The organism is Streptomyces sp. NPDC043952, from assembly GCF_056435325.1.
The window spans coordinates 93,710-106,563 of record NZ_JBWKES010000008.1 but is presented as its reverse complement, the minus strand read 5'-3'; the positions used below and the strand labels follow the sequence as shown (position 1 = coordinate 106,563).

Sequence of the window (12,854 nt, the reverse complement as noted above, 5' to 3'; positions counted from 1 at the left end):
GGATGACTCGCTGCGCCGCCGTGCTTTTCCGGCCGCGCGCCCCGGTTCGCCCGCCAATACGGGGTGTGATCGTGTTGACCGTCAAACTTTTTGGTGAGACGCTGAAAGCCCCGCGCACCTTAGCTGTTTGGCATGAGAACAACAGCAGAGCAACACTCGGATGTGCCAAGCACCGCGGGTGCGAATCCCTCACGACCCACACCGCATCGGTCGGTCACTCAGTGTGGAGGACCATCCATCATGGCAAAGGCGCTTCTCGGTTACGTCGGCGGCTCCGACCCTCGACTCCTCGCCGAGATGCGACGGCTTCAGCAGCGTGTACAGGACCTGGAGTCCGAGCTGGTCAGGATCCAGGCGGAGAACGACGCGCTGACGGCTGCCGCTTCTCAGGACAGGATCATGGAGAGCATCGACGCACACCAGGCGGAGCCTGCGCTCACCTGATCGCTGCATCGCTGACAACGGCAGCGGTTGGGCAGCCCGTATCAACCGCTCGACAGATCGGACGACCGGCATCCGGGGCCGTCCATCAGAATCGCAAGGGACGCTTCGGCGTCCCTTCTTTCTTCCCCCGCGCATCCTTTCACCATCTTCAACATCTGGTGTGCCCTGCGCGTCCAGGAGTGAAACCGCGCGGTCTCCGGCGTTCATGGAGTGAGACAGCGGCGGCCGGTAGAGTCCAGCGGCGTGCACCTCAAGGCCCTGACCCTGCGCGGCTTCAAGTCGTTCGCCTCCGCGACCACCCTCCGCTTCGAACCCGGAATCACCTGCGTCGTCGGACCGAACGGCTCGGGCAAGTCCAATGTGGTGGACGCGCTGAGCTGGGTGATGGGCGAGCAGGGCGCCAAGTCGCTGCGCGGCGGCAAGATGGAGGACGTCATCTTCGCCGGCACCACCGGCCGCCCCCCGCTGGGCCGCGCCGAGGTGTCCCTGACCATCGACAACTCCGACGGGGCGCTGCCCATCGAGTACGCCGAGGTCACCATCACGCGGATCATGTTCCGCAACGGCGGCAGCGAATACCAGATCAACGGCGACACCTGCCGCCTCCTCGACATCCAGGAACTGCTCTCCGACTCCGGCATCGGCCGCGAGATGCACGTCATCGTCGGCCAGGGCCAGCTGGACTCCGTGCTGCACGCCGATCCGATGGGCCGCCGCGCCTTCATCGAGGAGGCGGCCGGCGTCCTCAAGCACCGCAGGCGCAAGGAGAAGGCGCTGCGGAAACTGGACGCGATGCAGGCCAACCTCGCCCGCGTCCAGGACCTCACCGACGAACTGCGCCGCCAGCTCAAGCCGCTCGGCCGCCAGGCGGCGGTGGCCCGCCGGGCCGCCGTCATCCAGGCCGACCTGCGCGACGCCCGGCTGCGGCTGCTCGCCGACGACCTCGTACGGCTGCGCCAGGCGCTCGACGCCGAGATCGCCGACGAGGCCGCGCTCAAGGAACGCAAGGAGGCCGCCGAGCAGGAGCTGCGCAAGGCCCTGCACCGCGAGTCCGTCCTGGAGGACGAGGTACGGCGGCTCGCGCCCCGCCTCCAGCGCGCCCAGCAGACCTGGTACGAGCTGTCCCAGCTGGCCGAGCGGGTGCGCGGCACCATCTCGCTGGCCGACGCCAGGGTCACCAGCGCCACCTCCGCCCCGCCCGAGGAGCGCCGCGGCCGCGACCCCGAGGACCTGGAGCGCGAGGCCGCCCGCGTCCGCGAACAGGAGGCCGAACTGGAGGCCGCCCTGGAAGCGGCCCGGCACGCCCTGGACGACACGGTCGCGCACCGCGCCGAACTGGAGCGGGCACTGGCCGTCGAGGAACGCCGGCTCAAGGACGTGGCCCGCGCCATCGCCGACCGCCGCGAGGGCCTGGCCCGGCTGAACGGCCAGGTGGGCGCGGCCCGTTCGCGCGCCGCCGCCGCCCAGGCCGAGATCGACCGGCTGGCCACCGCCCGCGACGAGGCCCAGGACCGCGCGGTGCGCGCCCAGGAGGAGTACGAGGCGCTCCAGGCCGAGGTCGACGGCCTCGACGTGGACGACACCGACCTCGCCGGGCGCCACGAGGCCGCGAAACGGCAACTGGCCGACGCCGAGGCCGCCCTGACCGCCGCCCGCCAGGCCACCACCGCCGCCGAGCGCCGCCGCGCCGCGACCCAGGCCCGCCACGACGTCCTGGCCCTGGGCCTGCGCCGCAAGGACGGCACCGGCATACTGCTCGACGCCCGCTCGACCCTCACCGGCCTGCTCGGCCCGGCGGCGGAACTCCTGACCATCACTCCTGGCTACGAGATCCCCCTCGCCGCCGCCCTCGGCGCCGCCGCCGACGCCCTCGCCGTGACCAACCCGACCGCGGCCGCCGACGCCCTCCGCCTCCTGCGCAAACAGGACGGCGGCAGGGCGGCCCTGCTCATCACCGGCCCCGAAGGCGCGCCGCGAAGGGGCGCGGGGCCCTGTCCGGCATGCGGCTCCCACCGCGCGGGCGCGAGCGACCACGAAGCACCCGCGGCCGGCAACGGACCGATCCCCGCCGAAAACCTCGTCCGCGCCCCCGACGAGCTGATGCCAGCCCTCCGTGGACTCCTCCGCGACACCGTCGTCGTCGACACCCTGGACGCCGCCGAAGACCTCATCCGCTCCCACCCCCACCTCACCGCCGTCACCGCCGACGGCGACCTGCTCGGCGCCCACTTCGCCCACGGCGGCTCCGCCGGCGCCCCCAGCCTGCTGGAGGTCCAGGCCTCCGTGGACGAGGCCGCCGCCGAACTCGCGGAGCTGTCCGTCCGCTGCGCCGAGCTGGCCGAAGAGGAGAACAGCGCGACGGAAAGCCGTACCGCGGCCGCCGCCCTCGTGGAGGAGCTGGGCGAACGGCGCCGGGCGGCCGACCGCGAGAAGTCCACCGTCGCCCAGCGGCTCGGCCGCCTCGCGGGCGAGGCCCGCGCCGCCGCCGGTGAGGCCGAGCGCTCCGCCGCCGCTGCCGCGCGGGCGCAGGACGCGCTGGACAAGGCCGTGGCGGAGGCCGGGGAACTCGCGGAGCGGCTCGCCGTCGCCGAGGAGACGCCGGTCGAGGAGGAGCCGGACACCGCGGTGCGCGACCGGCTCTCCGCCGACGGCGCCAACGCGCGGCAGACCGAGATGGAGGCCCGGCTCCAGGTCCGTACCCACGAGGAGCGGGTCAAGGCGCTGGCCGGCCGCGCCGACTCCCTCGACCGCGCCGCCCGTGCGGAGCGCGAGACGCGGGCGCGGGCCGAGCAGCGCCGGGCCCGGCTGCGCCACGAGGCGGCGGTCGCGCGGGCCGTGGCCGACGGCGCCCGGCAGCTGCTGGCGCACGTCGAGGTCTCCCTCGTCCGCGCCGACCGGGAGCGCGCCGCCGCCGAGGCAGCGAAGGCCCGGCGCGAGCAGGAACTGGCCGCCGCCCGCACCGCCGGACGTGAACTGAAGTCGGAACTCGACAAGTTGACGGATTCGGTCCACCGCGGCGAGGTACTCGGCGCCGAGAAGCGGCTGCGGATCGAGCAGCTGGAGACCAGGGCGCTGGAGGAGCTGGGTGTCGAACCCGCGGGGCTGGAGACGGAGTACGGGCCGCACCAGCCCGTGCCGCCCTCGCCCCCCGCCGACGGCGAGACGCTGCCTCAGGACCCGGACCACCCCCGCAACCAGCCGCGCCCCTTCGTGCGGGCCGAGCAGGAGAAGCGGCTCAAGGCGGCCGAGCGGGCGTACCAGCAGCTCGGCAAGGTCAATCCGCTGGCCCTGGAGGAGTTCGCGGCGCTGGAGGAGCGGCACAAGTTCCTCAGCGAGCAACTGGAGGACCTGAAGAAGACCCGCGCCGATCTGCTCCAGGTGGTGAAGGAGGTCGACGAGCGGGTCGAGCAGGTCTTCACCGAGGCCTACCGGGACACCGCGCGCGAGTTCGAGGGCGTCTTCGCCAGGCTGTTCCCCGGCGGCGAGGGCAGGCTCGTGCTCACCGACCCCGGCAACATGCTCACCACGGGCGTCGACGTCGAGGCGCGGCCGCCGGGCAAGAAGGTCAAGCGGCTGTCCCTGCTCTCGGGCGGCGAGCGGTCGCTGACGGCCGTCGCGCTGCTGGTGTCGATCTTCAAGGCCCGGCCGAGTCCCTTCTATGTGATGGACGAGGTCGAGGCGGCCCTGGACGACACCAACCTCCAGCGGCTGATCCGGATCATGCAGGAGTTGCAGGAGTCCTCGCAGCTCATCGTGATCACGCACCAGAAGCGCACGATGGAGGTGGCCGACGCGTTGTACGGCGTCTCGATGCAGGGCGACGGTGTGTCGAAGGTCATCTCGCAGCGTCTGCGCTGACCCATTTCAAGATCCACTGCAACCGTCGATCAAGATCACCTCACTCCCTGTTCATTTCTTGAACACGGAGCGAGGCGCCGTATCTCCTAACTCACAGCATTCCCCCTATTGACTTCGAAAGTTGAAGGCATAGTCTCTGCAACGTTGCTTTTTTCCTTCAGGTGTAAGTAGCGCGAACGTGTGCGCCACTGGAGACCTGGAAGGGCTCACCCCACCCCGGCAGCGTTGCCGTGGCCCGAGGAGTTTCACGTGACCAGCACAGCGCAGGCACCTCAGTCAGGAGCCGGGACGGCTCATCCCGAACATCTCGGGCACGTCATCTTCATCGCCGCGGCCGCGGCCATGGGCGGCTTCCTCTTCGGCTACGACAGCTCCGTCATCAACGGCGCCGTCGAGGCCATCCGCGACCGCTACGACATCGGCTCCGCCGGGCTCGCGCAGGTCATCGCCATCGCCCTGATCGGCTGCGCCATCGGCGCCGCCACCGCGGGCCGGATAGCCGACCGGATCGGCCGTATCCGCTGCATGCAGATCGCGGCCGTGCTGTTCACGATCAGCGCCGTCGGCTCCGCGCTGCCCTTCGCGTTGTGGGACCTCGCCTTCTGGCGCATCGTCGGCGGATTCGCCATCGGCATGGCCTCCGTGATCGGCCCCGCCTACATCGCCGAGGTCGCCCCGCCCGCCTACCGCGGCCGGCTCGGCTCCTTCCAGCAGGCCGCGATCGTCGTCGGCATCGCCATCTCCCAGCTCGTCAACTGGGGCCTGCTGAACGCCGCCGGCGGCAACCAGCGCGGCCACCTCATGGGCCTGGAGGCCTGGCAGGTCATGCTGGGCGTCATGGTGATCCCGGCCGCCCTGTACGGCCTGCTGTCCTTCGCCATCCCCGAGTCCCCGCGCTTCCTGCTGTCCGTCGGCAAGCGCGAGCGCGCCAAGGAGATCCTGGCCGAGGTCGAGGGCAAGGGCGCCGACCTGGACAAGCGCGTCGCCGACATCGAGCACGCGATGCGCAGCGAGCACCGCTCCACCTTCAAGGACCTGCTGGGCGGCGGCTTCTTCTTCAAGCCGATCGTCTGGGTCGGCATCGGCCTGTCGGTCTTCCAGCAGTTCGTCGGCATCAACGTCGCGTTCTACTACTCCTCGACGCTGTGGCAGTCGGTCGGCGTCGACCCGACGGACTCGTTCTTCTACTCCTTCACCACGTCCATCATCAACATCATCGGCACCGTGATCGCGATGATCTTCGTGGACCGGATCGGCCGCAAGCCGCTCGCGCTCATCGGCTCGACCGGTATGGTCGTCGGCCTGGCGCTGGAAGCCTGGGCGTTCTCGTACCACCTGGTCGACGGCAAGCTGCCCGCCACCCAGGGCTGGGTCGCCCTGATCGCGGCGCACGTCTTCGTCCTCTTCTTCGCCCTGTCCTGGGGTGTGGTCGTCTGGGTCATGCTCGGCGAGATGTTCCCGAACCGGCTCCGCGCCGCCGCGCTGGGCGTGGCCGCCGCCGCCCAGTGGATCGCCAACTGGGCGATCACCGCGAGCTTCCCGTCGCTGGCCGACTGGAACCTCTCCGGCACGTACATCATCTACACGGTGTTCGCCGCCCTCTCCATCCCCTTCGTCCTGAAGTTCGTCAAGGAGACGAAGGGCAAGGCCCTGGAGGAGATGGGCTGAGCCTCGTAACCCCGAGGCGTCCCCGAACCCGGGGAGAAGGGCCTTCAGACCCCGCTGCCCCTCTCCCCGTATCTCCCCTCGCCCCCGGACCGGCCACTGCCCGGTCCGGGGGCGAGGGCTTTCACCCGCCGGCCCGGAGCCGGGCGAGGAACCGGTCGAGAACCCCCGGCGAGGGCCACCGGCTCGCGTCATCGCCCAGCGCCGCCCGACACCCTGGAAGAGGCCCCGGACGTACCGCTCGGCGCCGGCCGCGGGGATGCCCTGGCCGGCGGCCCACGAGGTGAGCGCGACGAGATACGCGTAGTGCGCGGTCAGCGTCCCGGTCAGCGCCGAGAGGACGTCGAAGGCGGCCTCGTCCGCGACGGGGAGCACACCGGTCGAACAGCGCGTCCACCGCCGGACGCGACGGCTGCACCACCGTGACCGACCGGCGCTCGCGCACCGCGGGCAGCGGAATCGCCCGCACCATCGGCGCCTCGGTGCCGAGGGTCCGCCGCAACTCGTCGTGAGCGACTTCGGCCATCACATTGACGACGACCGTGTCACCGCCCACCCGCACACCGGCCAGCGCCCTGGTGCCGGTCCTGGCCGCGTACGGCGACGATCACCATGTCCGCGCGATCCACGACCTCCTGGTTGCCGGCGCACACCTGTGCCACAGCAGTGCGATCGCCAACACGCCCGCGGGGCAGGGGGCTTCCTGGGCCGGCTCCGACGCACGCCCCCCGGCGTCAGCCGCCGTGCCGCGTTCGAGGGGATCCTCGCGGCTCAGCTCGCCGCCGTCGAGGCACGCCAAAACCCCCTCCGACGCGAGGCGTCGGAGGGGGGAGGTGGCTGACGTACCGTCAGATGCCGGGCAGGGCAGTAGCGTTCCGCCCCGTACAAGAGCGGCTGCTGAGCCCGTCGAGCGCCGGTCAGACCGCGGCGGTCGCCTGTTCGCCGGTGGGGCTGGCGGCGGGGGCGGACCCGGTGGACGCGGCGGTCTCCGCGGCGTCCACCGGAGCCGCGATGCCCGGCTTCGGCAGCACCATGTACAGCACGCCCGAGATCACGATCGTCGCGACCCAGCCGAGGCCGTACTGGCCGATGACGTTGTTCTTGGCGAGCGGACCGGTGAACCAGTCCGAGGTGGTGAACAGCAGGCCCGAGACCAGGCCGATCGCCCAGGCGGCCACGGCGGCGGGGGAGAAGCCGCCCTTGTACCAGTAGGCGCTGGTGCGCGTGGTGTCGGCCATGGCCCGGCCGTCGTACTCCGTGCGACGCAGCATGTCCGCGCCGAACACGCCGACCCACGCGGAGAACGCGACCGCGAGCAGGGAGAGAAAGGCGATGAAGGAGCCCATGAAGCTCGTCGCGACCAGCATCAGCACGCCGCCGAATACCAGCGAGATCACGGCGTTGACCGACACCGCCCAGTGCCGCGGCACCTTGAAGCCGAGGGTCTGCGCGGTGAAGCCCGCCGAGTACATCGACATCGAGTTGATCAGCAGCATGCCGACCAGCGCGATGAACAGGTACGGCACCGCGATCCACGTCGGCAGGATCTTGCCCAGGAAGGACACCGGGTCGGTGGCCGAGGCCAGGTCCGGAGTGGCGACCGCCATCACCGCGCCCATCAGGACCATCGGCAGCACGACCACACCGGCGCCGCCGACCGCCGTACCCACGATCGCCTTGGAGGAGGCCGTGCGCGGCAGATAGCGGGTGAAGTCCGGGGCCGTCGGGATCCAGCTGACGCCACCGGCCGCGATCATGCCGATGCCGGTGATCACCGCGGCCGTGGAACCGGCGCTGTGGTCCATCACCTTCGACCAGTCCGTCTTCACCGCCAGGTAGACCAGGACCAGCACCGAGAAGGCGCCGAAGAAGTAGGTGGCGTACTTGTTGCACTTCTGCACGGCGTTGATGCCGAGCCCGGAGATCGCGAAGGTCGCCACCACGAACACCAGCAGCGTCACCATGTCCAGGACGCTGTTCCCCTTGATCCCGAACAGGATGTCCAGGATGGAGAGCATGGCGTAGGCGCCGGTCACCGCGTTGATCGTCTCCCAGCCCCAGCGGGCCACCCAGATCAGCGAGCCCGGCAGCAGGTTGCCCCGCTGTCCGAACACCGCGCGGGACAGCGCCATGCCCGGCGCCCCGCCCCGCTTGCCGGCGATGCCGATCAGACCGACGAGGCCGTACGACACGACGGGCGCCGCCACGGCGACGACCAGCGCCTGCCAGATGTTCAGGTGGTACGCCACGACGAGGCTCGCGCCCATCGTCAGCAGCAGCACGCTGATGTTGGCGCCGACCCAGGTCGGGAACAGCTCACGGGTCCGGCCGGTCCGCTCGTGGTCCGGGACCTGCTCGATGCCGCGGGTCTCGAGAGCGCCTTCGGTCTCGACGGTTTTGCTCATGGGGAAAGGTGCCCTAGAGATGGGGGGAAGGGGACGGTCGGACTCTACGCGCGTCAACGCAGCCCGGACCATCGTACTTTGCTCCGACTCCTCGCCAAACGTGGCGTTTGTCTCTCGGAGGATGCCACAAGCCCGGTCCCGGCGGAACCCATGGCCGATACTGGGACGCGTTATGGAAACCGTCATCCTTGCTGTAGTCATCGCCGTGGTCGTGCTCGGCGCGCTCGGCGGGCTGATCGTGGGCAGCCGACGCCGGAAGTCGCTGCCCCCGCCGCCCCCGAAGGCGCCCGACATCACCGCGCCCCCGGCCGAGCCGCATGTCGGCGAAGAGGCCGAGACGCCGCGCGACGAACCGCGCCGGACGATCGAGGAGGTGGATCTCCCGGGCGGCCCGCCGGTCGTCGTAGAGGAGCCTCCCGCACCCACCGTCGAGGCTCCCGAGATCGAGATCCCGGAGCCCACCGCGGGCCGGCTCGTCCGGCTCCGCACCCGCCTGTCCCGCTCCCAGAACGCCCTCGGCAAGGGCCTGCTCACGCTGCTCTCGCGCGAGCACCTGGACGACGACACCTGGGAGGAGATCGAGGACACCCTGCTCACCGCCGACGTCGGCGTGCAGCCCACCCAGGAGCTGGTCGAGGGCCTGCGCGAGCGCGTCAAGGTGCTCGGCACCCGCACCCCCGAGGAACTGCGCGGCCTGCTTCGCGAGGAACTGCTGAAGCTGGTCGGCACCGATGTCGACCGCACCGTGAAGACCGAGCCCGCCGACCGCAAGCCCGGCATCGTCATGGTCGTCGGCGTCAACGGCACCGGCAAGACCACCACCACCGGCAAGCTCGCCCGCGTCCTGGTCGCCGACGGCCGCAGCGTGGTGCTCGGCGCCGCCGACACCTTCCGTGCCGCCGCCGCCGACCAGCTCCAGACCTGGGGCGAGCGGGTCGGCGCCTACACCGTGCGCGGTCCGGAGGGCGGCGACCCCGCCTCCGTGGCCTTCGACGCGGTGAAGGAGGGCAAGGAGATGGGGGTCGACGTCGTCCTCATCGACACCGCGGGCCGGCTGCACACCAAGACCGGTCTCATGGACGAGCTGGGCAAGGTCAAGCGGGTGGTCGAGAAGCACGCGCCGCTGGACGAGGTGCTGCTGGTCCTGGACGCCACCACCGGGCAGAACGGCCTGGTGCAGGCGCGGGTGTTCGCGGAGGTCGTGGACATCACCGGCATCGTGCTGACCAAGCTGGACGGCACCGCCAAGGGCGGCATCGTGGTCGCGGTCCAGCGCGAGCTGGGCGTGCCGGTCAAGCTGATCGGGCTCGGCGAGGGCGCGGACGACCTGGCGCCGTTCGAGCCGGAGGCGTTCGTGGACGCGCTGATCGGAGACTGAGGGGGTAAATTCACCCCCTCGGCGTGAAGAAGTGCCCGCCCTCAAGGTGCAGTTGAGGACGGGCACTTCGCTCTTTCCGGCCGCCGCCCGCGAGTGTCGTCCGGCCTGCCCTCCGCCGTCCGCCGGCGCCTTCCGGCCGTCTTCCCCCGGTGCCTTCCGGCCGCCGTCCGCCGGTGCCTTCCGGCTTTCTTCTACCAGCGCCTTCCGGCCGTCGTCTTCTTCAGGCTCTTTCCTGCCTCCGGCCGGCTTCCTGCCGCCGCCTCACGCCCGCGACCCCGACCGGTGCGCCACATACGCCAGCGTGCCCAGCAGCAGCCGGGCCGCCGGGGGGCGGGTCGCGGAGTCGAGGGCGGGCGGGCGCAGCCAGCGCACCGGACCCCGGCCGCCCCGGTCGCTGGGCGGCGCGGTGATGTACGCGCCCGGCCCGAGCCCGCGCAGATCCAGGGCGCGCGGGTCGTCCCAGCCCATGCGGTACAGCAGCCGGGGCAGCTCGGCCGCGGCGCCGGTGGCCACGAAGAACTGGGCCCGGCCCTCGGGGGTCAGGGCCACCGGACCCAGCGGCAGCCCCATCCGCTCCAGCCGGACCAGGGCGCGCCGGCCGGCCGGCTCGGAGACCTCCACCACGTCGAACGCGCGGCCCACCGGCAGCAGCACCGAGGCGCCGGGGAACTCCGCCCACGCCTTGGCCACCTCGTCCAGCGTGGCCCCGGCCGGCACCTCGGGCGCGAAGCCGAGCGGATGCGCGCCCGGCTCGGGACACTCCGCGAAGCCGCAGGAGCAGGCGCCCGCCGCGGCCCGGGCACCCGGCACCACGTCCCAGCCCCAGAGCCCGGTGAACTCGGCGACGGTGGTGCACTCCGCCGGCCGGCCACGCCGACGCGTGCCGGAGCGGATCTCGCGAATGCCGCCGATCGTGAAGCCCATGCCCCCTCCAACGGGTCCAGCGCGCCGGTGGTTACGACAAGGAACGAGACGGAAGCGGAACGTAACGCTACGGCTCCGCATGCCCCGGCCGTGACGGAACCGGGGCGGCGCTTTGAAGCATGCCGGGTGGCGCGCCGGGATCCACGCGCCCCTTTGTGCATCACTCCGCCCGCTTCCGTTCGTCCTGTGTCAAGTGAATCGCGTGGGACGGGCCGGGAGTTCATTCGAAGGGGTGGCGAATGGTGGCGTTTCTCTGATCCGCGTGGCCGAGCCGGTGATCACGGGGTTACTGTGAGTGTGCGAAATCCTCGGGGCACATGCGCCCGTGGGTATGCCGGGGGCAACCCGGAAGCGACTCGGCGGTAACCCGAAAAGGGTCCGAGAACGGCTCGGTATCGCGTTCGAAGGCTGGGAACCGGGGGACGCCGGGCCGTATTTACCGGCATTCTGATAGGGCTTGGCGCACTCAGGCGGCAAGAGGTCTCAGGGATGGGGGCGTTCCAGTGGGCGGCAATGGCGGAAGCGGGACAAACGCTGACAAGCGCCCCAATGAGCTGCTCGGCTCGTGGTTCGTGCGCAGCGGCTGGTCCAAGGGCGAGCTGGCCCGCCAAGTGAACCGCAGGGCCCGCCAGTTGGGCGCCAATCACATCTCCACCGACACCTCCCGCGTGCGCCGCTGGCTGGACGGCGAGAACCCGCGCGAACCGATCCCGCGCATCCTCTCCGAGCTGTTCTCCGAGCGCTTCGGCTGCGTGGTCTCCATCGAGGACCTGGGCCTGCGCGCCGCCCGCCAGTCGACCGCCGCCTCCGGTGTGGACCTGCCCTGGACCGGCCCGCAGACCGTCGCCCAGCTCGGCGAATTCTCCCGCAGCGACCTGATGCTCGCCCGGCGCGGCTTCCTCGGCACCTCCCTCGCGCTGTCCGCGGGCCCCTCCCTGATCGAGCCCATGCAGCGCTGGCTCGTGCCCACCCCCGGCACCCCGGCCGCGCCCGCCCCCGAGTCCCCCGCCGACTCCCGCCGGCCCGGCCGCCTGTCCAAGCCGGAGCTGGACCTGCTGGAGTCCACCACCCGGATGTTCCGCCAGTGGGACGCCCAGTGCGGTGGCGGTCTGCGCCGCAAGGCCGTCGTCGGCCAGCTGCACGAGGTCACCGACCTGCTCCAGGAACCCCAGCCCGAGGCCACCACCCGCAAGCTGTTCAAGGTCGCCGCCGAACTGGCCGAACTCGCCGGCTGGATGTCGTACGACGTCGGGCTCCAGCCCACCGCGCAGAAGTACTTCGTCCTCGCGCTGCACGCCGCCAAGGAGGCCGGGGACCGGCCGCTCGGCTCCTACATCCTCTCCAGCATGAGCCGCCAGATGATCCACCTCGGCCGACCCGACGACGCCCTGGAGCTGATCCACCTCGCCCAGTACGGCAGCCGCGACTGCGCCGGACCGCGCACCCAGGCCATGCTGTACGCGATGGAGGCCCGCGCCTACGCCAACATGGGCCAGCCCGGCCGGACCAAGCGCGCGGTGCGGATGGCCGAGGACACCTTCGCCGAGGCACAGGAGTGGGACGAACCGGACCCCGACTGGATCCGCTTCTTCTCCGAGGCCGAGCTGTACGCGGAGAACTCCCACTCCTTCCGCGACCTCGCCTACCACGCGGGCCGCAGCCCCGCCTACGCCTCCCTCGCCGAGCCGCTGATGCGCCGCGCGGTGGACCTGTTCGCCAAGGACGGCGAGCACCAGCGGTCGTATGCGCTCAATCTGATCGGCATGGCCACCGTGCATCTGCTCCAGGGCGAGCCCGAGGCCGGCACCGAGTTCGCCTCGCGGGCGATGACCGTGGCCAAGAAGGTCCGCTCCGAGCGCGTGAACACCCGTATCCGAAAGACGGTCGGCACGGCCGTGCGGGACCACGGCGACCTCGCCGCCGTGGTCGACCTCGCCGAACAGCTCGCCGTCGACCTCCCCGAGTCCGAGGCCGTCTGACCCGGACCCCGCCCCGAAACCCCGGCCGCGGCCGGACCTCCCGAACCGCCCGACTCGGCTCCCCCAACGCCAGGTCATCGAGAGGCCCGCGCCGCGGCCGGTTCATGCACGCGTAACACACGGGTCGTCTTCGTCACGCCGGTGAAACAACGAGTGGCCTCCGTGGAAACGGTGCTCCGTCAGTCTCTGGCGCATACCCGG

At 71.4% G+C, this 12,854-nt stretch carries 7 protein-coding genes; 5 read left to right on the top strand and 2 right to left on the bottom strand.

The window, feature by feature from the left end:
* The first annotated feature begins 240 nt into the window (after positions 1–240).
* The 3 genes from AC069R_RS12010 (at position 241) to AC069R_RS12000 (ending at position 5,970) form a co-directional block, all read left to right on the top strand.
* Positions 241–444, top strand: a complete 204-nt coding sequence (locus AC069R_RS12010; RefSeq protein WP_023546484.1) for a hypothetical protein — start codon at positions 241–243, stop codon at positions 442–444.
* 243 nt (positions 445–687) lie between these two features.
* Positions 688–4,302 (top strand): chromosome segregation protein SMC, encoded by a 3,615-nt coding sequence (gene smc / locus AC069R_RS12005; protein ID WP_478766685.1) that lies wholly within the window; start codon positions 688–690, stop codon positions 4,300–4,302.
* 249 nt (positions 4,303–4,551) lie between these two features.
* Positions 4,552–5,970: a sugar porter family MFS transporter gene (locus tag AC069R_RS12000; protein ID WP_397983812.1), complete on the top strand. Its 1,419-nt coding sequence runs from the start codon at positions 4,552–4,554 to the stop codon at positions 5,968–5,970.
* Between the two features lie 914 nt (positions 5,971–6,884).
* Here the strand turns inward: AC069R_RS12000 and AC069R_RS11995 are convergent.
* On the bottom strand, positions 6,885–8,372 hold the full coding sequence (locus AC069R_RS11995) for a cytosine permease (RefSeq protein ID WP_478766683.1): 1,488 nt from the start codon (positions 8,370–8,372) through the stop codon (positions 6,885–6,887).
* A gap of 172 nt (positions 8,373–8,544) precedes the next feature.
* Here AC069R_RS11995 and ftsY point away from each other — a divergent pair, with 172 nt between their 5' ends.
* Entirely contained in the window at positions 8,545–9,750 is a 1,206-nt protein-coding gene (gene ftsY, locus AC069R_RS11990) for a signal recognition particle-docking protein FtsY (protein WP_397983809.1), read from the top strand.
* Between the two features lie 261 nt (positions 9,751–10,011).
* Here the strand turns inward: ftsY and AC069R_RS11985 are convergent, their stop codons facing one another.
* Positions 10,012–10,674 carry a bifunctional DNA primase/polymerase gene (locus tag AC069R_RS11985; RefSeq protein WP_478766681.1) on the bottom strand — a complete coding sequence of 221 codons (663 nt, stop codon included), beginning with the start codon at positions 10,672–10,674 and terminating at the stop codon, positions 10,012–10,014.
* Positions 10,675–11,177: 503 nt separating this feature from the next.
* On the opposite strand from AC069R_RS11985, the gene nsdA reads away from it, so the two are divergent.
* Positions 11,178–12,653, top strand: a complete 1,476-nt coding sequence (nsdA, locus tag AC069R_RS11980) for a transcriptional repressor NsdA (RefSeq protein ID WP_478766680.1) — start codon at positions 11,178–11,180, stop codon at positions 12,651–12,653.
* Positions 12,654–12,854 lie beyond the last annotated feature (201 nt).